General features: G+C 73.3%; 21 protein-coding genes. 11 read left to right on the top strand and 10 right to left on the bottom strand.

What is annotated here, in order from left to right:
- Nucleotides 1-2: 2 nt before the first annotated feature.
- Entirely contained in the window at nucleotides 3-872 is an 870-nt protein-coding gene (locus tag CP984_RS05265; RefSeq protein ID WP_078657927.1) for a triphosphoribosyl-dephospho-CoA synthase, read from the bottom strand.
- Between the two features lie 307 nt (nucleotides 873-1,179).
- Between CP984_RS05265 and CP984_RS05260 the strand changes: the two genes are divergently transcribed.
- The 6 genes from CP984_RS05260 to CP984_RS05235 all read left to right on the top strand — a co-directional run bounded on the left by CP984_RS05260 (nucleotide 1,180) and on the right by CP984_RS05235 (nucleotide 8,932).
- A complete protein-coding gene (locus CP984_RS05260; RefSeq protein WP_003986441.1) occupies nucleotides 1,180-1,575 on the top strand; it encodes a TOBE domain-containing protein in 396 nt (131 codons plus the stop codon).
- 52 nt (nucleotides 1,576-1,627) lie between these two features.
- A complete protein-coding gene (gene modA / locus CP984_RS05255; protein ID WP_003986442.1) occupies nucleotides 1,628-2,419 on the top strand; it encodes a molybdate ABC transporter substrate-binding protein in 792 nt (263 codons plus the stop codon).
- A gap of 56 nt (nucleotides 2,420-2,475) precedes the next feature.
- Nucleotides 2,476-4,698: an ABC transporter permease gene (locus CP984_RS05250; RefSeq protein WP_226048615.1), complete on the top strand. Its 2,223-nt coding sequence runs from the start codon at nucleotides 2,476-2,478 to the stop codon at nucleotides 4,696-4,698.
- 563 nt (nucleotides 4,699-5,261) lie between these two features.
- Complete coding sequence (locus CP984_RS05245) at nucleotides 5,262-5,906, top strand: LysM peptidoglycan-binding domain-containing protein (protein ID WP_226048614.1); 645 nt, start codon at nucleotides 5,262-5,264, stop codon at nucleotides 5,904-5,906.
- A gap of 585 nt (nucleotides 5,907-6,491) precedes the next feature.
- Nucleotides 6,492-7,676, top strand: a complete 1,185-nt coding sequence (locus tag CP984_RS05240) for an acyltransferase family protein (protein WP_063604282.1) — start codon at nucleotides 6,492-6,494, stop codon at nucleotides 7,674-7,676.
- A gap of 170 nt (nucleotides 7,677-7,846) precedes the next feature.
- Entirely contained in the window at nucleotides 7,847-8,932 is a 1,086-nt protein-coding gene (locus CP984_RS05235) for a tetratricopeptide repeat protein (protein ID WP_003982775.1), read from the top strand.
- Here CP984_RS05235 and CP984_RS05230 read toward each other — a convergent pair.
- The gene (locus CP984_RS05230; RefSeq protein WP_003982776.1) at nucleotides 8,829-10,250 is read right to left on the bottom strand and encodes a lipase maturation factor family protein; all 1,422 of its coding nucleotides are present in this window, start codon (nucleotides 10,248-10,250) and stop codon (nucleotides 8,829-8,831) included. The genes CP984_RS05235 and CP984_RS05230 overlap by 104 nt on opposite strands.
- Before the next feature lie 97 nt (nucleotides 10,251-10,347).
- On the opposite strand from CP984_RS05230, the gene CP984_RS05225 reads away from it, so the two are divergent.
- Nucleotides 10,348-11,223 carry an Fpg/Nei family DNA glycosylase gene (locus tag CP984_RS05225; RefSeq protein WP_003982777.1) on the top strand — a complete coding sequence of 292 codons (876 nt, stop codon included), beginning with the start codon at nucleotides 10,348-10,350 and terminating at the stop codon, nucleotides 11,221-11,223.
- Between the two features lie 383 nt (nucleotides 11,224-11,606).
- Complete coding sequence (locus tag CP984_RS41165) at nucleotides 11,607-11,777, top strand: hypothetical protein (protein WP_156100324.1); 171 nt, start codon at nucleotides 11,607-11,609, stop codon at nucleotides 11,775-11,777.
- A 79-nt stretch (nucleotides 11,778-11,856) separates the two neighbouring features.
- Here CP984_RS41165 and CP984_RS05220 read toward each other — a convergent pair whose 3' ends face one another.
- Nucleotides 11,857-12,480 carry a TIGR03086 family metal-binding protein gene (locus tag CP984_RS05220; RefSeq protein ID WP_003982779.1) on the bottom strand — a complete coding sequence of 208 codons (624 nt, stop codon included), beginning with the start codon at nucleotides 12,478-12,480 and terminating at the stop codon, nucleotides 11,857-11,859.
- 466 nt (nucleotides 12,481-12,946) lie between these two features.
- Here CP984_RS05220 and CP984_RS05215 point away from each other — a divergent pair, with 466 nt between their 5' ends.
- Complete coding sequence (locus CP984_RS05215; protein WP_003982780.1) at nucleotides 12,947-14,497, top strand: AMP-binding protein; 1,551 nt, start codon at nucleotides 12,947-12,949, stop codon at nucleotides 14,495-14,497.
- A gap of 26 nt (nucleotides 14,498-14,523) precedes the next feature.
- On the opposite strand, the gene CP984_RS05210 is transcribed toward CP984_RS05215, so the two are convergent.
- Entirely contained in the window at nucleotides 14,524-15,687 is a 1,164-nt protein-coding gene (locus tag CP984_RS05210) for an acyl-CoA dehydrogenase family protein (RefSeq protein ID WP_003982781.1), read from the bottom strand.
- A 40-nt stretch (nucleotides 15,688-15,727) separates the two neighbouring features.
- Nucleotides 15,728-16,648, bottom strand: a complete 921-nt coding sequence (locus CP984_RS05205) for a LysR family transcriptional regulator (RefSeq protein WP_003982782.1) — start codon at nucleotides 16,646-16,648, stop codon at nucleotides 15,728-15,730.
- A gap of 195 nt (nucleotides 16,649-16,843) precedes the next feature.
- Between CP984_RS05205 and CP984_RS05200 the strand changes: the two genes are divergently transcribed.
- On the top strand, nucleotides 16,844-17,770 hold the full coding sequence (locus CP984_RS05200) for an SDR family oxidoreductase (RefSeq protein WP_003982783.1): 927 nt from the start codon (nucleotides 16,844-16,846) through the stop codon (nucleotides 17,768-17,770).
- A gap of 27 nt (nucleotides 17,771-17,797) precedes the next feature.
- Here the strand turns inward: CP984_RS05200 and CP984_RS05195 are convergent, their stop codons facing one another.
- From CP984_RS05195 to CP984_RS05175, 5 genes are all read right to left on the bottom strand, one after another.
- Nucleotides 17,798-18,355, bottom strand: coding sequence for a DUF3291 domain-containing protein (locus CP984_RS05195; protein ID WP_003982784.1), 558 nt, complete (start codon nucleotides 18,353-18,355; stop codon nucleotides 17,798-17,800).
- 218 nt (nucleotides 18,356-18,573) lie between these two features.
- On the bottom strand, nucleotides 18,574-19,587 hold the full coding sequence (locus CP984_RS05190) for a zinc-dependent alcohol dehydrogenase family protein (RefSeq protein ID WP_003982785.1): 1,014 nt from the start codon (nucleotides 19,585-19,587) through the stop codon (nucleotides 18,574-18,576).
- 49 nt (nucleotides 19,588-19,636) lie between these two features.
- A complete protein-coding gene (locus tag CP984_RS05185) occupies nucleotides 19,637-20,113 on the bottom strand; it encodes an RpiB/LacA/LacB family sugar-phosphate isomerase (RefSeq protein WP_003982786.1) in 477 nt (158 codons plus the stop codon).
- Between the two features lie 10 nt (nucleotides 20,114-20,123).
- Complete coding sequence (locus tag CP984_RS05180; RefSeq protein WP_226048613.1) at nucleotides 20,124-20,957, bottom strand: triose-phosphate isomerase family protein; 834 nt, start codon at nucleotides 20,955-20,957, stop codon at nucleotides 20,124-20,126.
- A 111-nt stretch (nucleotides 20,958-21,068) separates the two neighbouring features.
- Nucleotides 21,069-22,475 (bottom strand): aldehyde dehydrogenase family protein, encoded by a 1,407-nt coding sequence (locus tag CP984_RS05175; protein ID WP_078575402.1) that lies wholly within the window; start codon nucleotides 22,473-22,475, stop codon nucleotides 21,069-21,071.
- A 50-nt stretch (nucleotides 22,476-22,525) separates the two neighbouring features.
- On the opposite strand from CP984_RS05175, the gene CP984_RS05170 reads away from it, so the two are divergent.
- Nucleotides 22,526-22,954: a MarR family winged helix-turn-helix transcriptional regulator gene (locus tag CP984_RS05170; protein WP_003982789.1), complete on the top strand. Its 429-nt coding sequence runs from the start codon at nucleotides 22,526-22,528 to the stop codon at nucleotides 22,952-22,954.
- Nucleotides 22,955-23,033: the final 79 nt, after the last annotated feature.

The following is a 23,033-nucleotide window of genomic DNA, read 5'->3' as shown; positions in this document are numbered from 1 at the left end:
GCTCAGCGGCCCTCGAACAGGAAGTCCAGGAACAGGGTCGCCGACAGCAGCGCCGCGCTGCCCCCGGCCGTGAGCCCGTTGCGGGTCATCCGCGAGTCCAGCCGGACGAAAGCCTTGCGTCCGCGCGGGGTGCCGAAACCGCCCGACGACAGGACGTCGCGCGCGTCCATCTGCACCGACAGCAGACCCTGCGAACCGCCCCGTTGCAGCAGGGTCGTGTCGTCGAGGGTGGACAGCAGCGCCAGCAGCGCGTCCATACGGGCTGTCACTTCGGAGGCGCCCGCCGCGCGGGACTGGCGCAGCGCGGGCAGGGCCACGCCCAGGACGTTCGGGAAGCCGGAGCGGGCCTGGCCGACGGCGCCGGGAACGCCGTAGTACTGCCGGGCACGGCCGCCCGGGGACCGGCTGGCGGCGGGGGCGCCGCCGTCCGGCAGGCGCGCCAGGGTGGCCGCCGCCTCGCAGGTTTCCACGTCCGAGCGGCAGTTCGTGGCGGCGGCGCCCGCCACCAGCAGGCCAACGGACCACAGCGCTCCGCGCTTGCCGGGCGCGCCCGGGCCCGCCTGGAGCGCGCGCTGCTCGCCCGCCCGGCCCAGCCGTCCGAGCTGTTCCCGCAGCCGCCGGTCCAGCGGCCGGCCCATGGCGGCCTCGGCCATGGAGGCGAAGGGGGCGTGCAGGAGCTCGGCGGCGTGCAGCGCGAGCGGGTCCGGCTTGGGAGCGAGCACCGTCTGCGCGGTGCAGGCGGCGACGGCGAGATCGGCGAGCCGCAGCGGAAGGGGGCGGTCCGGGGAGGGATGCGGGACCGTGTGCAGGACGGGGCGCTCGTGCGCCGGCGGCACGACGTCGCGCGGCGCCTCCGGCCGTAGTCTCCTCATGATCGACCGGCTGCGTACCGCCGAGCGGGCTGAAGAAGTAGGAGTACTCATCGGGTCGCGCTCCCTCCGTGTTACGCCATGCCCTCCCAAATCCCTCCCAAAAGAGTACGGCTTCGCCCACACGTCCGATGCTCCGCCCCCTGGTCTGTCCGGTCCGCGCCCCCGCGCCACGGACCCGGCCCACCCCGGGGCCCCTTCGGCGCCCCGCGCCCGTACTTGGCGCATCCTCCAGCCCGGCTCGCATCTGCCAGGTGCATTCCCACGCAGAAATTGCAGATGAGAGAGCTTCTGCCATACGGTGCCGCACATGCAGTCCTACACGATCGGCCAGGCCGCACGCCTGCTCGGCGTCAGCCCCGACACGGCCCGCCGCTGGGCCGACGCCGGCCGGGTCCCCACCCACCGGGACGAAACCGGCCGCCGGCTGATCGACGGCCGCGATCTGGCCGCGTTCTCCACCGAACTCGCCAAGAACGGCGCCTCGGAGGACGACACCTCCCACACCTCGGTCCGCAACGCCTTCCCCGGCATCGTCACGGCGATCAAGCTGGGCGACGTCGCGGCGCAGGTGGAGATCCAGGCCGGCCCGCACCGGCTGGTCTCCCTCCTGACACGGGAAGCGGTGGAGGAACTCGGACTGGAGGTCGGCATGCGCGCCACCGCCCGCGTGAAATCGACCAATGTCCATATCGACCGCGTCTGACGCCCGCCGCGGCCCCGCGTCACCGCCCCGCGTCCCCAAGGAGTCGATTCCGATGTCCCGCACCCTCGGCGTCACCCGGCGCCGTGCCCTCGCCGCCGCCCTGACCGTCGCCGTACTCGCCCCGCTCACCGCCGCCTGCGGGGGCGGTGACGACTCGTCCGCGGCGGACGGCGGCAAGACCACGCTCAAGGTGCTCGCCGCCGCCTCCCTGACCGACGTGTTCGCCAAGGCCGCCGACGCGTACCACAAGGAACACCCCGACACCACGGTGAAGTTCTCCTTCGCCGGCTCGCAGCAGCTCGCCGCCCAGGTCAACCAGGACTTCCCGGCCGACGCCCTGGTCACGGCCGACACCCGGACCATGGACGGCCTGAAGGGCAAGACCGCCGAGCCGCAGATCATCGCCAAGAACCGGCTGGTGATCGCCACCGCCGAGGGCAACCCCAAGCACGTCAAGGGGCTGGCCGACCTGGCCACCGCCAAGAAGCTCAAGGTCGTGCTCGCCGCGCCGGCGGTGCCCGTCGGCCGCTACAGCAAGAAGGTCCTGGACCGGCAGCACATCACGGTCCAGCCGGTCTCCCAGGAACAGGACGTACGCGGCGTCCTGAGCAAGGTCGAGCTGGGCGAGGCGGACGCCGGCATCGTCTACGCCACCGACGCGATGACCGCGCCGGACAAGGTGGACGCCGTACAGATCCCGGACGAGCAGAACGCGATCGCCGAATACCCGGCCGCCACGCTCAAGGTCTCCCAGCACACCAAGGAGGCGGACGCGTTCGTGAAGTGGCTCGGCGGTGCCGAGGCGCAGAAGATCCTGCGCGACGCGGGCTTCCAGCAGCCGTAACGCGGCACGGACCGGCCACGCCATGATCCCCTCGAAGCCGTGATCCCCTCTGAGCCATGAAGCGCGATGCCATGAAGCGCGATGCCATGAAGCGCGACGCCGTCAAGCGCGACCGGAAGCCCGGCGCCGGACGCGACCGGACGCCCGCCGACGGCCGGGGCCGCACCCCCGGCACGGAGCCCGGCCGGGGACCCGGCGCCGGGCGCGCCCTCCTCCCCGGGCGCGTCCGCAAGCCCGTCCCCGGCCGCCGCGCCCCGCTGGCCCTGGCCGTGCCCGCCGTCCTGGCGGTGGCGTTCCTGCTGGTGCCCATGGCCGGCATCCTGGCCCGTACCTCCTGGGGCGAGCTCGGCACCCATCTGACCTCCGACGGGGTCGTCGAGGCCCTGCGGATCTCGCTGGTCGTCTCCTGCTGGGCGCTGGGCCTGTCCCTGCTGCTCGGCGTGCCGCTCGCCTGGCTGCTGGCGCGCGTCGACTTCCCCGGCAAGGCGCTGGTGCGCTCCCTGGTGCTGCTGCCGATGGTGCTGCCGCCGACCGTCGGCGGCGTGGCGCTGCTCCTCGGGTTCGGGCGGCGGGGCCTGCTCGGCGGATGGCTGGAGAGCTGGTTCGGCGTACAGCTGCCGTTCCACACGGCGGGCGCGGTGGTCGCCGCCACCTTCGTCTCGATGCCGTTCCTGGTCATCAGCCTCGAAGGCGCGCTGGCCGGGCTGCACGCGCGGTACGAGGAGACGGCCGCCTCGCTCGGCGCCGGGCCGCTGCGCGTCTTCGCCACCGTCACGCTGCCCATGGTCGCCCCCGGGCTCGCCGCCGGCGCCGCCCTGACCTGGGCGCGGGCGCTCGGCGAGTTCGGCGCGACGATCACCTTCGCGGGCAACCTGCCGGGCGTCACCCAGACCCTGCCCCTCCAGGTCTATCTGCTCCTCCAGGACAGCCCCGAGGCCGCCACCTCCGTCTCCCTGCTGCTGCTCGTCGTCGCGATGGCCGTCCTGGTCGCCCTGCGCGGCCGGTGGGCGGGCGGGGGCGGCCCGGTGCGGGGGCGCACGAGCGGCGCGGTGACGCGTACGGACGCGGAGGGCGGCGGGGTGCCGGATGCCGACGGCACATGGCCGGACCACGTGACCGGCGCATCCGCGGCACCCGGCCCGCCCGCCCCCGCGGACCCGTGCGCCGCCGCCACCGCGCACACCGGGGCCGCCGACGCGGGCCCCACCGCCACCGACGGCCCCGGCGACGGCGCCCGCACCGGGCGGTGGCCGCTGCACGCGGACGTCACGGGCTTCAACCGGCTCACCCTCGAAGCCGCCCCAGGCACCACCATCGCCGTCGTCGGCCCCAACGGCGCGGGCAAGACCACGCTGTTGCGCGCCCTGCTCGGCCTCACGCCCCGGGCGCACGCCACGCTGACGCTCGGCGAGCGCGACGTGACCACGCTGCCGCCGCACCGCCGCGACGTCGCCTGGGTCCCGCAGGACGGGGCGCTCTTCCCCCACCTGACGGCCCTCGGCAACACCGCGTACGGGCTGCGCGCCCACGGCACCGCCCGTGCCGAGGCCCGCCGTGAGGCCCAGCGATGGCTGGACCGGCTCGGCGTCGGCCACCTCGCGCACCGCCGCCCCGCCCAGCTCTCCGGCGGCCAGGCCGGACGCGTCGCACTGGCCCGCGCGCTGGCCGCCCGCCCCCGCCTGCTGCTCCTCGACGAGCCGCTGGCCGCCCTCGACCAGAGCACCCGCGCGCACGTCCGGCACACCCTGCGCCGGCATCTGGCCGGCTTCGGCGGCGTCTGCCTGATGGTCACCCACGACCCGGTCGAGGCGGTCTCGCTGGCCGACCGCGTGCTGGTCCTGGAGGACGGCCGCGCCCTCCAGGACGCGGCCCCCGCCGAGGTCGCCCGGCATCCGCGTTCGCCGTGGGTGGCGCGGATGCTCGGCCGTAACGCCTGGTCCGGCAGGGCCACCGCCGACGGCCTGCGGCTCGGCGGCACCGGGCGGCTGGTGGCCGCCGATCCGCTGCCCGAAGGCACCGCCGCACTGGCGATCATCGGCCCGGAAGCGGTCTCGGTGCACCGCGAGCGGCCCTCCGGCAGCCCCCGCAACGTCTGGCCGGGACGGGTACGGGAGATCACCGCGCTCGGCAGCCGGCTGCGCGTCCTGGTCGCCTCGCCGCAGGTGCCCGACCTGGTCGGCGAGATCACCCCGCAGGCCGCGGCGGAACTGGGGCTGGCCGAGGACACCGAGGTCTGGGTGAGTGTGAAGGCGACCGAGGTCACGCTCGTACCGGTGTGACCCGGGCGGCACACCCCCGGCGCACCGAAACCCTCCCTGGGGACGGCGGTGGTGCACCGCTCCCGGGGCCCGTGCGCGGTGCGTGCGGACCCCCGCCGCGCGTGACCCGAGCCCCCCGGTGCGCTCCGCGGCCACCCCCGGCTCGGACAAGCGCTCGATACGCCAGGGCAGGCCATGCGCGCCGCCTGTGAGGGTGCGCCCCTACCCGGCACGAGGGGGCGCCATGCGGCGCCGTCTGCCTCCGCTCCGGCGGTGCGGGGGCAGGCCGCCCGGTGCGGGCGCTACCGCGCGCTCTGACAATGCGGACCGTGCCCGTGGTTGTCTCGGACTCGTCGAATTCATGACGGCCCGGAAAACGCATCGCACGGACCGGTGAAGACGCGGGAGCAATTCCGCGGAAAAGCCGGGGAAAGGCGTGCGCCGACGGACGTCATGCATCCCCATAGCCGCCGGGAAACCGCGCGGTGAAGGACGGGAGCACATCGATGGAATATCCTCAGGGATCGGAAACGAGCGGACGCGGTGAAGTCCGGGGGCGCGGGGCCCGAGGGGCGACGGCGGCAGTGGTCCTGCTGGCCGCCGGCGCGTTGAACGTGGTGGCCGAAGGGCCGGCCGAAGCCCGCGGCGGTGCCACCTGGGACCGCCTGGCCGGGTGTGAGAGCGGCGGCAACTGGCGGGCCGACACCGGGAACGGCTTCTCGGGCGGGCTGCAGTTCGCCCACTCCACCTGGCGTTCCTTCGGGGGCGGCAGGTACGCCTCCCGGGCGTCGCGGGCCTCCAGGTCCCAGCAGATCAGCGTGGCGGAACGGGTGCTGGCGCGACAGGGCTGGGGGGCCTGGCCGGCCTGCTCGTCCCGCCTGGGACTGCGCGGGTCCGGCACGCGGCACAGCGCTCCGAACGCGAGCGTCCAGCGGTCCGCGCCGCGCGTCGGCGCCCCGGCCCGCGCGGAGGGCAGCGGCCGGGCCCGTGAGCGGCTGCGGCAGCGGCACTACCGCCACGGCAGCGGGTACGGGCAGCACAAGCAGTACAAGGCCCGGCCGCACCGCACATCCGGTGGCCAGGTCGTGGTGAACCGGGGGGACACGCTCAGCGGAATCGCGTACGCCCACGGCTGGGGCTGGCGGGAATTCTACCGGCTGAACCGCCAGGTGATCGGAGCGAATCCCAATCTGATCTACCCCGGAATGCGGCTGGACGTCCACCGGTAAAACGCCGGCTGAACGCGGCGGTTCCGCGGCACGCATTTCCTTCCCACCCTTCCGGGAATTCTCCGTGACACATTCCCGGAGCGGCGGTCCGGCTGGGGGCGGGCGGACCGCTGCGGGAAGCGGTGGGCACCGGCAGGCCGTCCGTGGCGCCACGGACGGCCTGCGCGTTGAGTACGGACCGGCGCCGTCGGCCTCTCGCAGGCACAGGCACAGCCCCGGGCGCAGGGACTCGACTTGGGTGAACCCGGGGCACTCTTCGTCCGGCAAGAGTTGCGCCTACGCCGGGCGGGCCCCGTTCCGCAGCGACGGGTGCACCTTCGCGGTCCACGACGACGAGAAGGACGGCTACGGCGTACAGCTCTTCGTGCACGCGACGAAGAACGGCAGCGGCCTCGACGCGCTTGACCGCCCGCGGCAGGACGCGGCCGGTCGCAGCGCGGGGGAGACGCGTGCTTCCCGCGCCGCGGGTATTCCTCCCGCCCCCGTGTTTCGCCCGTTCCGGGGAACCACGCGGTGCCGACGGTGACGGGGCATCCGCCCGGGGCATGACCGGGCGTGAAGGTGCCGCGGGGCCCGGAGGTGGGTGTGGAACGGACAGGGCGACAGCGACTGCCGTCGTTGACGGGGCTGCGGTTCTTCCTCGCCCTTCCGGTGCTGGTCTCGCACCTGCTCGTGGACGTGGCGCTGTTCGCCGACGCCGATGTGCACACGGCGCTGTACCCGTCGCAGACCCTCGCGGCCTGCGCGGTCAGCGGCTTCTTCGTCCTCTCCGGCTTCGTCCTCGCCTGGACCCACCGGCCGGGCGAACCGGTCCGCGCCTTCTGGCGCCGCCGCCTGTGGCGGATCGTCCCCGCCCATGTGCTCGGCTGGGCGGGCGGAGTGGCGTTCTTCGCCCTGACCTCGGTCTCCGCCCTGCCCGACGGCATGCCCACGGATTGCGGGCCGCGCTTCGGCGTGATCAGTCTGCTCCTGCTCCAGGGCTGGACTCCCGGCACGGCGCTGGACGCGTGCTTCAACGCGCCGTCGTGGTCCATCTCCTGCGAGATGTTCTTCTACGCGCTGTTCCCGCTGCTGATCGCCGCCGCCCGCAAGATCCCCGCGGCGCGCCTCGGGGCGTGCTGGGCGGTCCTGGCCGTCGCCGTCCTCACGCTGCCGCTCACGGTCCTGACGGTGGCCGCACCGGCACTCGGCCGGGGCATCGACGTGGGCCGGGACAGCATGTGGCTCTGCTATTTCTTCCCGCCGACGCGGCTGGCGGAATTCGCGCTCGGCATCGTCACCGCCCGCCTGGTCGCCGCCGGCCGCTGGCCCCGGGCCCCGCGCGCCCTGCTCCTCGTCCTGCCGGTTCCGGCCGTCGGCCTGGCGCCGCTCTGCCCGCCGCCGCTCCGGTACGGAGCCCTCGGGGCGATTCCGCTGGCGCTTGTGATCGCCCACCTGGCACTCGCCGACGGCCGTGAGACCCCGCGCCCCCTGGCCCGCCCGGCCTTCGTCGCCCTGGGCGAAGCCTCGTACGCCCTGTACATCATTCACTGGCCGCTGCTGCTGGCCTTCCGCCACCTGCTGGGCTACGAACGCGCCTTCACGATCCCCACGAGCCTGGCGCTGGCCGCCGCCGGCGCCGTCCTGGCCCAGGCCACCGCCTTGATCGTGTACCGCTTCGTCGAGCGTCCGCTGAACCGGCGCTTCGCCCGCCGCCCCGCGCGTACGGCACCCGGCCCGGCCGGAGCCTTCGGCGGTCCGGCCCCGGAGCACACGGGCCCCGCCGCCTGAGCCGGTCGGCCGGAAGACCGGGTTCCCCGTACGTCCCGATGATGATCCGGTCCCTCTCGCGTAGGACCCGAGGCATACGGCATGACCAATCCGCGGAGGGATTCGCCGCACCCCCGTCGCCTCGTAGCTTCGTGATCAAGCACATGCGCGATCAGGAGGCCACGGAAGACATGTACGGCAAGGCATTCGCCCCGGAGTACCAAGGCGAGCTGGGCGCGGCCCTGAACGTGAACTCGTCCTACGAGGACGTGCTCGCCACGGCCGACCGCGCACGGCACGACGCCCGCACCGACCTGGAGCGCGCCCGAACCTCGCTCGCCGTCGCCGAGGCCAACCGGCGCCTGGGGCGGGTGGACGACGCGCGCACGGCCTGGCAGGAGAGCTACCGCAGCGCCCGCACCGCCGGTGACAGCGGCGCGATGTCCTGGGCCCTGTGGAGCGGCGGCACGCTCGCCCGGCAGTGCGGCTCCCCCGCGCTGGCCCGCAGGCTGCTGGCCCACGCCGTCGCCCTCGCCGACGCGGGCGGCGACCGCCTGGCGCACGGCTACTCCCTCGCCGGGCTCGCCGAGACCGGCCGCATACAGGGCGACTACGAAGCCGTCGCCGACCTGCACGAGCAGCTGCTCGAACAGGCGCGCAGGCACGGCGAGGCCCGCCACATGGTGTGGGCGATGTCCGGCATAGCGCAGATGCACCGCAACACCGGCGACTACGAAAAGGCCCTGGAGCTGTTCGAGGAGTCCGCGCGGATCGCCGCCGACGGCGACGACGCGCGGGGCCGCGCCTGGTCGCTGCGCGGCGTGGCCGACGTCCTGTCCGTACAGGGCCACACGGAGCGGGCACTGTCCCTGCTCACCGAGGCCGAGACGATCTGCCGCGCCATGGACCTCGCGAGCGCCCTCGCCTACAACCACAAGATGCGCGGCAACGTCCTGTTCCGGGCCGGGCGGTACGCCGAGGCGTGCGAGGTCTACGCCGGGGCGCTGCGCGAGTTCGAGGCGATGCGGGAGCCGCGCGGCACCGCCCTGGCCCGGCTCGGCCTGGTCAAGTCCCGTTCCCGGCTGGGCGGTTCGAAGGACGAGACGCTCGCCGAACTGGACGAGCTGGAGCGCGATTTCGGGCGGATCGGGCTGCGGCACGCCCGCGACATGGTCATCGCCTTCCGCGCCGAACTGCTCCCGTCGGCTTCAGGAAGTCCCGCAGCTCCGTACGGAGCCACCACGCACCGGTCTCCCGCCGTTCCCGCCACGTCGTGAACCGGTACTGGAACAGCCGGGCGCGCACCAGCGCGGGCGGCGCGTCCGGGAACGGATTGTGGCGCAGCAGCCGCAGCGTGTCGGGGTCGTTCGCCAGCAGGCGCTCCACGAACGGCCCGAACCAGCTGCGCGCGTAGGCGGGGGAGAGCGCCGCGAACCACATCAGCCAGTCGAGCCGGAGGTGGTACGGCGCGTACTGGCGCGGCATGCGCCGTACGTCACCCGGCTTGCCCCGGAATTCGTACTCCCGCCACACCGCGTCCGGCGAGGCCACCGGGGAGTCCGTGCCCTCGATCACGATCTCCCGGCGCACCCGGGTGACGCTGCCGAAGGCCCCGTAGGAGTTGACCAGGTGCAGCGGGTCGAAGGAGGTGTTCATCACCTGCCGCCGGGACAGCAGATTGCGTACGGGACGGTAGCTGCGGAAGGCGACGAAGACGGTGAGGAGCACGGTCAGCACGCCGAACCAGGCCGGGGTGGCGGCGAACGCGGGCGCGTCGGCGATCCGGGAGGCGTCCACCGCGGACAGGGCGAGCACGATGGTCAGCCAGTTCAGCCAGGCGAAGTTGCCGGACAGCACGAGCCACAGCTGCGTGACGACGATCCCCAGCGCCGCCCAGGCCGCCACCGGCTGGGGGGTGAACAGCAGCACGGGCAGGCCGAGTTGCGCGACGTGGTTGGCGGCCGTCTCGACCCGGTGCAGCGGCTTGGGCAGCCGGTGGAAGAACCAGCTCAGCGGGCCCGGCATGGGCTGTGTCTCGTGGTGGTAGTACAGGCAGGTCAGATCGCGCCAGCAGTGGTCGCCCCGCATCTTGATCAGCCCGGCCCCGAACTCCACGCGGAACAGCAGCCACCGCAGCAGCCACATGACGAGCACCGGCGGCGCGATGTCGTCGTTGCCGAGGAAGACGGCCAGGAAGCCGGTCTCCAGCAGCAGGGACTCCCAGCCGAAGCCGTACCAGGTCTGCCCGACGTTGACGATGGACAGGTACATCGCCCACAGCACCGCCCACATCGCCATCGCGGCCCCCAGCGGCACGGCGTCCGCCGCCCCCGCCGCCACGGCCGCGGCCAGCAGGGCACCGGCCCAGCACCACAGGGCGAAGAACCGGTCCGAGTACCGCCACTGGAACACCGACGGAGCCTTGCGGAACGGCACCCGGCGCACGAAGTCCGGCACCGGCGTCATGCCGCGCTCGCCCATCAGCGCGCGGAACTGCCGCGCCGCCGCCACGAACGCCACCAGGTACAGCACGGCCAGCAGCCGCTGGAACACCAGCCGGCCCAGCCACATGTCGCTCTCCGTCAGCCAGTCCACACGACCTATCCCTAGCACCGCCGGGGCGCCCTGCCGCCGGTCCGGCACGCGGCACGCACGAGATGTACCGGACCGCCGCACCGTGCAGGCTGGAGGCATGCCCGAACTGCCGGAAGTCGAAGCCCTGCGGGAATTCCTCGACGCGCACGCCGTCGGCCGCGTCCTGGAACGCGCCCAGCCGACCGCCGTCAACGTGCTCAAGACGTACGACCCGCCGCTGACCGCCCTCGAAGGCGGCATGGTCACGGCGGTGGCACGGCACGGGAAGTTCCTGGACCTGACCGTCGGAGACCTGCACCTGGTCGTCTACCTGGCGCGCGCGGGCTGGATGCGCTGGCAGGACGCGCTCCCGGAGGCCCCGCCGCGCCCCGGCAAAGGCCCGCTGGCCCTGCGCGTACGGCTGAGCGCCGACGGGGACGGCCCGGCGCCCGGCTTCGACCTCACCGAGGCCGGTACGCAAAAGCGCCTGGCCGTCTACTGCGTGACCGCCCCCGCCGAGGTCCCCGGCATCGCCCGCCTCGGCCCCGACCCGCTCGCCGCGGACTTCACACGGGAGACCCTGGCGGGCCTGCTCGAAGGGGAGCGGCGCCAGGTCAAGGGCTTCCTGCGCGACCAAGGTGTGCTGGCCGGCATCGGCAACGCCTATTCCGACGAGATCCTGCACGCGGCCCGCATGTCGCCGTTCAAGCCCGCGGCCCGTCTCGACGCGGAGGACACGGACCGGCTCTACGCCGCCATACAGGACACGCTCAGGGAAGCGGTGGAGCGGTCCCGGGGCGTGGCCGCAGGGCAGCTCAAGAAGGAGAAGAAGAGCGGGCTGCGGGTGCACGGCCGGACCGGCGAGCCGTGTCCGGTCTGCGGCGACACCGTCCGCGAGGTCTCCTTCAGCGATTCCTCGCTCCAGTACTGCCCCACGTGCCAGACCGGCGGCAAGCTGCTGGCCGACCGGCGGATGTCCCGGCTGCTGAAGTAGCGCCCACAGGGACGGCGGGCCTCCGTCCGCCGATTGCCGGACCGCTGACCGCGTCCCGTACGGCAAACGGGTGAACGCCGGGCGGACCGCCGGTCGGCACCGGCCCGTGCCCGCCGCCGGGCCCGGGGCTCCTTTTGCCCTGGCCCGGCGGAGGCGGGCGGCCTCCGGCAGAATCTAGGCATTACCCCCGACTTGCGGCCATTACCGGTAAATGTCGAGCGCGCGTCGGTCGCGGTCGTTAATCTGGTGGACGACGGACGACCTGTCTGGGAGATGCCAACACCCTTGGCCCGTCGCGGGAAGTGCCACGAACCCTGGCCGACGTCCCGGTTCGTATGAAGGCGCCACCGCGTCGGAAGTGTCCCTTGATGAAGGAGTGCGTGGTGGCATTGGAAAACGCGCAACGCAAACAGCCGCGGCCCAAGCGGAGCGAGCGCCCGGGCCGGATCGGGGAAGTCCGCAATCTGGAGGTCTGGGGCCGCTGCGTCCCGGTCAGAGTCGCGGGCTGCGACGACGACCCGGCCGAGCCCTACATCTTCCGCGGCATCGACTGACCGCGCCGGCCGGCGGACCTCCGCGGGCCCGGACGGCCCGCGGACACCGGCCGGCGTCCTCCCGGCGCCGCCGGGCCTCTCACGGCCGGCGGCCCAGCAGGCACAGCAGCCGGGTCAGGTCGTCCGCTCCGGGCGGCGGTGTCACGGGGTCGGCGAACATGGACGTGTCCGCGAGTTCGTCCGCGTACGGCTCGACCTCGCGCAGCGCCGCGCTCGCCAGCTCCGGCGGCAGCCGCTCGTCCGCGCCGATGGCCCGCGACAGGTCCCAGGAGTGGACCACCGCGTCCATCATCATCTGCGAGCAGTACGCCGCGGCCGAACTGGGCCCCGAGGACAGGTGGACCGTCCGGTCCAGCGCGCCCGGCTCGGAGAACGCCGCCACCGCGGCCACCGCCGCGCGGTCCCACGCCCCGGCCGGGTCGTCACCGAGCTGGTCGCCGTCGTAGTCGTCCCCCACCTCCTCGATGGTGGCGCCGTCCCGCACCAGGCGCGGCACCCACAGCTGCTCCACCGTCAGGTGGCCGACCAGGTCGCGCACCGACCACTCGGCGCACGGTGTCGGGGCGTCCCACTGGTCGTCGCGCACCCGGTGCACCCGGCTGCCGAACAGGGCGATGGCCTCGCCGTGCCGACGCAGCAGCACATCGTGATCACCCTTTCCGCCTGCATCGGAACCGTTCTTGTCCTTTTCGTGTTGGCTCATGTTCACCGAGGATAGGAGCGGGTACGGCGGCGACCGCGGCGCGACGCACGGTCGCGTTCACGACGGGTAGAGCGCACGACGGCGTGGTTCGTGCCCGGCCCGGTCTCGTACGGCTGCGCATCGCGTGCTCCTTTGCGGTCGGTCGCCGGCCGGCCTCCCGGCACCGGCCGGTCATGTGCATGCCGTTGTGTCCCCCGCATGGTGCAGTCGCCGCACCGGCGCCGGAAGCCCTTCGGCGGGACAGACCTCGGAGCACCGGAGGCGAACGGCTGGCTCGAAACGGGTGGTTGGCGGCCGTACGGAGGCCATACCTCGGATGTCGGGCCCCCGACGCCGGGCGGGCACCGGCCTGCTCGTTCAGTGCCGCCGCCCTGCCCCGTCGTCTTGCTGACGGCTTGTCAGCGCCCTGGCGGCCGGGCGGAAGCACCTGTTCAATGGGCGCGAGCCGCAACCGTCTGGAGGCTACATGGACGTCGCCGCCACGCCCCCCGCCATTCGCTGCGCCGGGGTCGAACGCTCGTACCCGGCGTTCCGGCAACGGGCCGCCCGCATCGCGTCCGGCCTGCACGCCCTGGGCGTCGAACCCGGGGAGCGCATCGCGATCGTGCTGCGCAACGAACCCGCGCACCTGGAGATCGCCGCCGGAGCGGCGCTGCTCGGTGCCTCGGCCGTCCCCGTCAACTGGCACTTCCGGCACGACGAGCTGAGCCATGTGCTCGGCGACAGCGACAGCAAGGTCGTCTTCGCGCATACCGACCTGCTGCCCGCGGTCGCCGCCGCGCTGCCCGCCCGTGCCCGCCTCATCGAGGTTCCGGTGCCCGACGGCATCGCCGCGGCCTGCGGCTTCCCGTGCCCGCCGGTCACCGGCGACCACCCGCTCCTGGACACCTGGCTCGCCGGGCACCCGCCGCTCACCGAGGCCGCCGCCCGCCGCCCCTCCACCGTCATCTACAGCTCGGGAACCACCGGCCGCCCGAAAGGCGTGCTGCGCGATCCGGTCGGCGAGGAACAACTCGCCGAGTCGGTCGCGAAGTTCCTCGAATACTTCGCGGTGCGCCCCGGCGGCCGCACCCTGATCCCCGCCCCGCTCTACCACGCCTCACCCAGCCAGCATGCCGTCCTCGCCCTGGCCGGCGGCCTGGACATCACCCTGATGCCGCGCTTCGACGCCGAGGAGTTCCTGCGGCTGGTCGAGCGCCACCGCGTCGAGCAGGCGCAGCTGGTACCGACCATGTTCGTACGGCTGCTGCGGCTGCCCAAGGAGGTCCGCGAGCGCTACGACCTGTCCTCGCTCACCTCCGTCGTGCACGCCGCCGCGCCCTGTCCGCCGCACGTCAAGCACGCCATGATCGACTGGCTGGGGCCGGTACTGCGCGAGTACTACGGCGGCAGCGAAACCGGCGCCGTGACCTGGTGCGACAGCCAGGAGTGGCTGGCGCACCCCGGCACGGTCGGCCGCGCCGTGGAGACCTCGGCGGTGGCCGTCCTCGGCCCCGACGGGGCGCCGCTGCCCACCGGCCGCACCGGCGAGGTCTATCTCAAGCCGTCCGACACCTGGCCGCAGTTCACCTACCTCGGCGACCCCGCCAAGCGCGCGGCGATGGAGGCCGAGCGGCTGCCCGGCTACGTGACGATCGGCGACATCGGCCACCTCGACGCGGACGGCTACCTCTACCTCAGCGACCGCCGCAGCGACCTGGTCATCTCCGGCGGCGTCAACATCTACCCGGCCGAGATCGAGGGCTGCCTGCTCGGCCTCGACGGGGTGCGGGACGTGGCCGTCTTCGGCATCCCCGACGAGGAGTTCGGCGAGTCGCTCGCCGCGCACGTCCAGCCGGAGCCGGGCGCCGCGCTCACCGCCGAGGACGTACGGGCCCAGGTCGCCGACCGGCTCGCCTCGTACAAGGTGCCCAAGATGGTCGTCTTCGAGGAGAGCCTGCCGCGCGACGAGTCCGGCAAGCTGTTCAAACGGCAGCTGCGCGAGCCGTACTGGGCCGGGCGCGACCGGGCGATCTGAGCGGCCGCCCGCCGGCCCGGTCTCTCTCACAGTCCGCCGCGCCGCATCAGCTGCCGCACGATCACGTCCTTCTGGATCTCGTTGGTCCCCTCACCGACGATCATCAGCGGCGCGTCGCGGAAGTACCGCTCCACGTCGAACTCGGTGGAATAGCCGTACCCGCCGTGCACCCGCACCGCGTCCAGGGCGATACGCATCGCCGTCTCGGACGCGAACAGCTTCGCCATGCCCGCCTCCAGGTCGGACCGCTGCCCGCCGTCGTACGTCCGCGCCGCGTGCAGCACCAACTGGCGCGCCGCCGACAGCGACGTGGCCATCTCCGCCAGCAGGTTGCCGACCGCCTGGTGCCGCCAGATCGGCTTGCCGAAGCTCTCCCGCTGCCGCGCGTACCGTACGGAATCCTCGAAGGCGGCCCGCCCGACGCCCACCGCCCGCGCGGCGACCTGGATCCGGCCGATCTCCAGCCCGCGCATCATCTGCCCGAACCCCCGCCCCTCCCGGCCGCCGAGCAGCGCGTCCCCCGGCACCCGGAAACCGTCGAACGCCAGCTCACAGCTCTCCACGCCCTTGTAACCCAGCTTCGGCAGATCGCGCGAGACGGTCATCCCCGGGCCGTGCTCGGCCAGCAGGACGGACATGCCGCGGTGCGCGGGCTCGGCCGCCGGGTCGGTCTTGACCAGCAGCGCGATCAGACCGGCGCGGCGGGCGTTGGTGATCCAGGTCTTGGCGCCCTGGACGACGTACGAGCCGTCGGCGGCGCGGCGCGCGGTGGTGCGCAGCGCCTGGAGGTCCGAGCCGCCGCCCGGCTCGGTGAGCGCCATCGCGGCCCGTACCTCACCGGTGGCCAGCCGCGGCAGCCACCGCTCCCGCTGCTCCGGCGTGCCGTACCGGACGAGCAGGGAACACACCACCGTATGGCCGCCCATGGCGCCGGCCAGACTCATCCAGCCGCGCGCCAACTCCTCGGTGACCAGGGCGAAGCACGGCGCGGAGACGGGGGCGGGGCCGTACGGGGCGGGCACCGCGAGGCCGAAGACACCGAGCTGCTTCATCCGCTCGACAAGCTGCTCCGGGTAGCGGTTCGCGTGCTCCGACTCGCGTGCCACCGGTCGTACATCGCGGTCCACGAAGTCCCGGACGACATCGACGACGGCGCGTTCCTCGGGGGAGAGCGGATCGTGACCGGACATGGTGCGGCCTCCTTCGGCGGGCGGTGCTCGCGGACGTGCTTCACCTACCCGTACGCGGGCGGCTGTCCGCCGGGCCGGTCAGCTGGTCGCGGGCCGCCGTGCGGAAGGCCGCCACCAGGCGGCCGCGGTCACCGGCGCGGGTCGCCAGGACGACATGGCTCGGCTCGGCGTCGCGCAGGGGGATCGCGGTGAGGTCCGGGCGCAGCCCGTGGGCGCGCGGCCCGGCCGAAATGGCCACCGCCTGACCTGCGGCGACGACTTCGAACTTGTCCTCCAGGCCGTCGATCAGCGGGCCGGTGGGGGCCGGGCGCCCGTCGGGCCGGGGATCGATGCGCCAGAATGCCTCGAAGTGCGGATCGGCCCGGCGCAGCCGGGGCACGGGCTCGTCGGCGATGTCGTCGAAGGTGACGGATTCCCTGCCGGCGAGCCGGTGGTCGAGCGGCACCAGCAGCATCCGGGGCTCGTCGTAGAGAACCGTCACGTCCAGCCGGCCGGTCGCGAACGGCAGCCGGCTCACCAGCGCGTCCACCCGGTGGTCGAGCAGCGCGGCACGTACGTCCTGGAGATCCACATGGACGGTGCGCACCTCCGCGTCCGGATGCCGGCGGCGCAGCTCCCGCACCGCCGGAGTGACGAAGACGCCGGTCGTGTACCCGACGGTGATACCGGTGGGCTCGGCGGCGGCGCGTGTGGCGGCCGCGGCCTGCGCGGCGGAGCGCAGCAGCGCCTTGGCGCGGGGCAGGAAGATCTCCCCGGCCTCCGTGAGCCGGTTGCCCTGCGGGGTGCGGTCCAGCAGCCGGGCGCCCAGCTGCCGTTCGAGGTTGCGTATCTGGCGGCTCAGGGACGGCTGGGTGATGCGCAGGGCCTCGGCGGCGCGGCCGAAGTGCCGGTGCTCGGCGACGGCCGTGAAGTAGCGCACCAGGCGGAGGTCGAGGTCGGGTGCGGGCGGGGAACCGGACATGCCCGAAGCGTACGCCCTCCGCCCCGTGCAGCCGCTCTGACCAGGGGTGATGCCCAAACCGTATGCCGCCATACGGAACAAGCTTTGGACCGGGGCCGGGCCGTCCGCAGACGATGGGACCACCGGCCCGGAGCGCTTCCACGCACCGCACCACAGGGGCCGGATCCGCACGCCATTCAGTTCAAGGAGCGCAGCATGCGCGTATTCGTCACCGGAGCGACCGGATTCATCGGAACCGCGGTGGTACGGGAACTTCTCGGCGCCGGGCACACGGTCCTCGGCCTGGCCCGCTCCGACCGGGCCGCCGCGGCACTGACCGCCGCCGGCGCCGCGGCGCACCGCGGCACCCTCGACGACCCCGGGAGCCTGCGGGAGGGCGCGGCCGCGGCGGACGGCGTCATCCACCTCGCCTATCACCACGACTTCTCGGACCAGGCGGCCTTCGCCAACGCTGCCCAGCTGGACCTGAGCGCCGTCGAAGCGCTCGGAGCCGCACTCGAAGGCACCGGCAAGCCCCTCGTGATCACCTCGGGAACATTGATGCTCGCGTCGCTCGCACCGGGCCGTACCGCGACCGAGGAGGACCTGCCCGCGCCCGGCGCGGACGGACCGCGGATGGCGTCGGAGAACACCGCCAGGTCGCTGGCGCGGCGCGGCGTGCGCACCTCGGTCGTACGGCTCGCGCCGACCGTGCACGACGAGGGCGACCGGGGCTTCGTCCCGCATCTGATCGCCACCGCCCGGGAGAAGGGCGTCTCGGCGTACATCGGCGACGGCTCCAACCACTGGCCCGCCGTCCACCGGCGCGATGCCGCCCGCCTGTTCCGCCTGGCCCTGGAGTCCGCCCCGCCCGGCGCGACCCTGCACGGAACAGCCGAGCAGGGCATCCCGTTCCGCGCCATAGCCGAATCCATCGCCCACGGCCTCGACCTGCCCACCACCACACTCGCCCCCGACCAGGCAACCACCCACTTCGGCTTCCTCGGCGCCCTGGTCCCGCTCGACAACCCCACGTCGAGCACCCTGACCAGGAAACAACTGGGCTGGGAGCCCGTACACCCCGGGCTTCTGGAGGACCTGGGGGCGGGGGACTACTTCGGGGAGGGGGCGCGGAGGGGCTGAGGGGAGGGCGTGCTGCTTCCCTGTCGGTCAGCGAACCTGGTCGCTGTTCGGCCCGACGGCTTTGACGCTGGTCGGAGTTGCGTCCGGGGTGAACGGGTGCCGGAAGGTGAAGGCGTGCGGCGCGGAGCCGTGGTCGTGGACGTGCTCCAGCCTGGAGACCCCGTCCTGCCAGGTGGGTATCTCGCCGTCGCAGACCCACCAGAGCACGTAACTCGGGTGCCCTGTCCTCTCGAACCAGTCGTGCCGCCTGTTCAGCGCCGCACGGTGCAGGCCGGTGTAGATGGCGTCGAAGGCGGGGCGCAGGCCGGTCCAGAGCGAGAGGGTCGCGTCCAGGGCGGCGGATTCCACCGTACGGCCCTTGCCGTACCAGGCCGGTACGGTGAACTCCCCCCAGGCGCCCCAGTCCAGGTCGAAGTGTGAGCCCCGATTGCGGTCCGCCGCCACAGCACGGGTGAGGTATCCGGGATGCCGGCTGATCATCCGGTAGATGGCCTCGCCGCTGTCGCGGAGTTCGCGGGTGAGAGGTGCGGGGTCGGTGAGAGGGGACTTCAGGACGCCGAAGGTGTACAGCGCGAGATGAGGCATGCGTTTCTCCCTGCTTGGGGATGCCTGGTGGGGACCCTCGGGTGGCTCAACCCGAAGGAACTCCTGTGCGACCGTGGGTGATCGCCGAAGACCAGGTGAAGGTAGCTGCCTCCGCGGGTCCTGTCGAAGTTGCGTTTTCCCTGCGTACGTGGCTTCTTGAGCCGGTCGTCGCGGGGCTGGGCGGTTCGCCGGCCGGCCCCGCGGTGCGCCGGCTCCGCTCAGCCCACCTCCCCGTTCGGGACGATCTGGAGCTTGCGGCCCGTGCCCAGTTCGAACGTCTTCAGGGCCTCGGCGTACTGGTCGAGGCCGAAGCGGTGGGTGATCATCTTTTCGCAGTCGATGATGCCCTTGCCCAGCATCTCGACCGCCCGGCCGTAGGTGTGCAGGATCGCCATGCTGCCGACGATGCGGATCTCGTCGTTGTAGATCCGGAACGGCGAGAACCGGGCCGTCTCCTGGTCGGGCGCGCAGCCGAACTGCTGGAACGTGCCGCCGCGGATGGGGCGGGTCAGGCCGTCCTCGATGGCCCGTACGTTGCCGGTGCAGTCGGTGACCACCTGCCACCCCAGCGGGTGGTTGGCGGTCAGCGCGTCCGCGCTGGTGGCGACCGCGTCGGCGCCCAGTTCGCGGGCGACCTCCAGCCGGTCCTCGTTGATGTCCACCACCGACACCGAGGCGGCGCCCGCACGCTGCGCGACCTGGAGGTAGAGCAGGCCCATCGTGCCCGCGCCGTAGATCAGGAAGTGGTCGCCCAGCTTGGGGCCGACGAGGTCGAAGCCGCGCAGGATGGTGGACAGCGGTTCGATCAGCGGGGCGTGGCGGAGGTCGACGGTCTCCGGAAGGCGGTAGCAGTTGCCGGCCGGGACCCGGACGTACTCGGCGGCGGCGCCGTCCATCGTGATGCCGATGGTGCCCCACTTCTCGCAGAGGTTGCCGTGTCCGATGGAACAGAAGTGGCACGTGCCGCAGTAGACGGCCGGGTCGGCGGCGACCGCGTCGCCCTCGGCGAAGCCGGTCACGGCGGAGCCCACCGCCACCACCTCGCCGGAGAACTCGTGTCCGGGAATGACCGGATACCGCGTCGGCCCGAACTCGCCCGCCAGCATGTGCACATCGGTGCCGCACAGCCCGGCGGCGGTGACCTTGAGGACCACGTCGCCGGGGCCGGGCACCGGGTCGGGGACCTGGCTGACGGACAGCTTGTTCGGCTCCTCGATGACAACTGCGCGCATGGTCGTGACCGCCTTTCGGAGGGGAGGGGAGGGAGGGGGGCGGACGGGGTCAGGCCGCGGGCACGCCGGGGGACGTCAGGTTGCGCGACTCGACCTGCTTGATCTTCTCGACCTTGGGCGCGGAGCCGCCCCCGGCGAAGTCGGAGACCAGCCAGTGTTCCAGGCACACCAGCGCGGCCTCGACGCCCATGGTGCGGCTGCCGAAGCAGGCGATCTGCGCGTCGTTGGACTTGCGGGCGCGCTCCGCGCTGTAGCTGTCCGGGATCTGGGCGGCCCGGATGCCGGGCACCTTGTTGGCGGCGATGGCCATGCCGATGCCGGTGCCGCAGACCAGGACGGCGCGTGCGTGCTCGCCGCGCGCGACGCTGCGCGCCACCCGCTCGGCGACGTCCGGGTAGTCCTCGCCGTCCGTGGCGCTCAGGTCGGTGACCTGGTACCCGCGGTCGGCGAGGTACGCGGCCATCGCGTCCTTCATGGCGATCGCGGCGTCGTCGGCGCCGAGGGCGATGCGGTAGGTGTCCTGCACGGTGAACTCCCTAGGAACGGAGGGGAAGCGGGGCGGTGGCCGCGGCGACTTCTTCGAGGACCCGGCGCAGGTTGCCGGTGTCGTGGGCGAGGCGGCCCAGGAACAGGCCGTCCACGCTGCCGGCCAGCCGGCCGAAGGTGCCGGGCCCGGCGGTGCCGCCGTAGATCACCCGGCCGCGTACGCCGTGGTCGCGCAGGCAGGTGCCGATGGCGGTGGCCACCGTCCGTACATGCCGAGCGGGGGCCGGTTCGCGGGCGCCGATGGCCCAGACCGGTTCATAGGCGATGATCACCTGGCTGCCGGGTCCGGTGCCGCCGAGGGCGGCCCGTACCTGGGTCAGCGTCTCCTCGACGGCCCGCTCGGTACCGGCGTCGTGACGTTCGCCCGCGCAGATGACGGGCACCAGCCCGGCCCGGGTGACGGCGCCTGCCTTGGCGGCCACGGTCGCGTCCGTCTCGCCGAAGTGCCGGCGCCGCTCGGCGTGGCCGACCTCGACGTAGCGCGCGCCCGTCTCGGCGAGCATGCCCGCGGAGACCTCGCCGGTCCATGCGCCGGTCTCGGCCCAGTGCACGTCCTGGGCGCCGTACGCGATCCCCGTACCGGCCAGCAGCTCCCGGGCGTCGGCCAGGGCGGGGAAGGCCGGCAGGACGAACAGGTCGACGGGGCGGGGGAGTTCCGCGAGAGCGTCCCGGAGCGCGGCCACGTCCGCGAGCCACTTCCGGGTCGCGGCCAGGCCGAAATAGAGCTTCAGCGATACGCCGACGACCGGGCGGCGGCCCGCTTCCGGGGGCCCGAGGGCCCCGGAGGAGCGGACCGCCGCCGGCGTCGCGTTCTCAGGGATCACGTCGTTCATGATGCTTCAAACAAAAGCACATGTGAAGTTCTCAGATCAAGGCGTTATGTTCCCCAAGTTTGCGAGATTTCTGTGATGTGTGGGAGGCGGGATGCGGAGTGGTCAGACCAGCGGCTTGGACAGGACGGCCTTGCGGTGGCTGAACGTCTCGATCGAGTACCGGCCGTGGTAGCGGCCCATTCCGCTCTCGCCGACGCCGCCGAACGGTAGGTCGGAGATGGTCAGGTGGGCCACCGGCAGACCGAAGCCGAGGCCGCCCGAAGAGGTCTCGTCGGTCAGCCGCCGCCGGGTCTCCGCGGACTCCGTGAAGGCGTACAGCGCCAGCGGCTTGTCCCGGTCGTTGACGAAGCCGATCGCCGCGTCCAGGTCCGCGACCTCGACGATGGGCAGGATCGGGCCGAAGATCTCCTCGCCCATCACCGGCGCGTCGGGCGCCACCCCGCCGAGCACGGTCGGCGCGATGTACTTGCTGTCCCGGTCGTGCGTGCCGCCCACGACGGTGCGGCCCGAGCCGAGCAGACCGGTCAGCCGGTCGAAGTGCCGCTCGTTGATGATCCGGCCGTAGTTCGGCGCGGCGGCCGGATCGTCGCCGTAGAGCGCGGTGACGGCGCGCGCGAGGGCGGGCTCCAGGCGGGCGGCCGTCTCCGGGTCGGTCAGGACGTAGTCCGGCGCCACGCAGGTCTGGCCCGCGTTGAGGAACTTGCCGGCCACCAGCCGGGCGGCGACCGCGTCCGGGTCGGTGCCGCGGTCCACGAAGGCGGGCGACTTGCCGCCCAGCTCCAGGGTGACCGGGGTCAGGTGCTTGGCCGCCGCGTTCATCACGATGCGGCCGACGGTGCCGTTGCCCGTGTAGAAGATGTGGTCGAAACGCTGCTCCAGCAGGGCCGTCGTCTCCGGTACGGCGCCCTCCACCACGGCGACCGCGTCCGTGTCCAGGAAGCGGGGCAGCAGGCGGGCCACCGCGGCGGAGGTCGCGGGCGCCAGCTCGCTGGGCTTGGCGACCACGCAGTTGCCGGACGCCAGGGCGCCGACCATGGGCGCGAGCAGCAGTTGCAGGGGGTAGTTCCAGGGCGCGATGACCAGGGCGACGCCCAGCGGGTCGTACACCGTCCATGCCTCGGCGCCGTCCAGGTGCGGCGGCACCGGCGCGGGCTCGGGCCGCAGCCACTCCTCCAGGTGGTCCAGGGTGTGGTCGATCTCCCGCAGCGTGAAGTCGATCTCGGTGCGGTACGCCTCGGCCTCGCCCTTGCCCAGGTCGGCGCGCAGGGCGGCGGCGAGGTCCGGGCCGTGCTCGGTGAGCATCGCGCGCAGCCGACGCAGCTGGCCGGTGCGCCATTCCAGGGGCTTGGTGCGGCCGGTGCGGAAGGTGGCGCGCAGCCGTGCGACCACGGCGGCCGGCTGCTCGGGGGTGCTGCTGGTCATGGTGTCTCCGATGCGTGCGGGGTGGGGCGGGGTGGCGGGCGTCCCGCCCGGAGATGATCGCTTGACAAGGTCAAGTACCCATTCCATGTAAATGCCAACGATTGCAGAAGTCAAGTAACCCGCTCTACCCTGGCCCCGTGCCCGACACCACCCCGCCCACCCCCGACGACCTCGTGGAACCGTTCGCCCGCACGGTCCGCGGCTACTACGACGACCTCGCCGCCGCCGCGCTGCGGCACGGCCTGAGCACCGCGCAGGCCCGCGCGCTCATCGCCCTGGAGGAGCCGCTGTCGATGAGCGCGCTCGCCGGGCACCTGGTCTGCGACGCCTCGAACGCGACCCGGCTCATCGCCCGCATGCAGGAGCGCGGACTCGTACGGCGCGAGGCCGCGCCGCGGGACCGGCGGAGCAAGGTGGTCACCGCCACCGAGGAAGGCCGGGCGCTCGCCCGCCGCGTACGCGCCGACATGCACGCCGTGCACGACGCGCTCCAGGCCCTGACGCCCGGAGAACGCGCCGCCCTGCTCCCGTTGCTGGAACGCCTCGGCACGCTCCTGGACCGCTGACGCCGCGGCAGGACACCGGCGGTGGGCTCCGGGGTGATCCCGGGGCAGCTCCAGGACGGCCCCGGAGGGTCACGACCCG

This window comes from Streptomyces rimosus, from assembly GCF_008704655.1.
GTDB lineage: Bacteria > Actinomycetota > Actinomycetes > Streptomycetales > Streptomycetaceae > Streptomyces > Streptomyces rimosus.
The sequence above is the reverse complement of the archived record's forward strand: the minus strand, read 5'-3'. Positions and strand labels throughout refer to the sequence as shown.

Coding starts and splice junctions, on each gene's coding strand:
- CP984_RS05250 (WP_226048615.1), top strand. CDS start 2,476: ATGAAGCGCGATGCCATGAAGCGCGATGCCATGAAGCGCGACGCCGTC.
- CP984_RS05225 (WP_003982777.1), top strand. CDS start 10,348: ATGCCCGAACTGCCGGAAGTCGAAGCCCTGCGGGAATTCCTCGACGCG.
- CP984_RS05220 (WP_003982779.1), bottom strand. CDS start 12,480: ATGAGCCAACACGAAAAGGACAAGAACGGTTCCGATGCAGGCGGAAAG.
- CP984_RS05200 (WP_003982783.1), top strand. CDS start 16,844: ATGCGCGTATTCGTCACCGGAGCGACCGGATTCATCGGAACCGCGGTG.
- CP984_RS05190 (WP_003982785.1), bottom strand. CDS start 19,587: ATGCGCGCAGTTGTCATCGAGGAGCCGAACAAGCTGTCCGTCAGCCAG.
- modA (WP_003986442.1), top strand. CDS start 1,628: ATGTCCCGCACCCTCGGCGTCACCCGGCGCCGTGCCCTCGCCGCCGCC.
- CP984_RS05205 (WP_003982782.1), bottom strand. CDS start 16,648: ATGTCCGGTTCCCCGCCCGCACCCGACCTCGACCTCCGCCTGGTGCGC.
- CP984_RS05210 (WP_003982781.1), bottom strand. CDS start 15,687: ATGTCCGGTCACGATCCGCTCTCCCCCGAGGAACGCGCCGTCGTCGAT.
- CP984_RS05175 (WP_078575402.1), bottom strand. CDS start 22,475: ATGGAATGGGTACTTGACCTTGTCAAGCGATCATCTCCGGGCGGGACG.
- CP984_RS05235 (WP_003982775.1), top strand. CDS start 7,847: ATGTACGGCAAGGCATTCGCCCCGGAGTACCAAGGCGAGCTGGGCGCG.
- CP984_RS05215 (WP_003982780.1), top strand. CDS start 12,947: ATGGACGTCGCCGCCACGCCCCCCGCCATTCGCTGCGCCGGGGTCGAA.
- CP984_RS05195 (WP_003982784.1), bottom strand. CDS start 18,355: ATGCCTCATCTCGCGCTGTACACCTTCGGCGTCCTGAAGTCCCCTCTC.
- CP984_RS05260 (WP_003986441.1), top strand. CDS start 1,180: ATGCAGTCCTACACGATCGGCCAGGCCGCACGCCTGCTCGGCGTCAGC.
- CP984_RS05265 (WP_078657927.1), bottom strand. CDS start 872: ATGAGGAGACTACGGCCGGAGGCGCCGCGCGACGTCGTGCCGCCGGCG.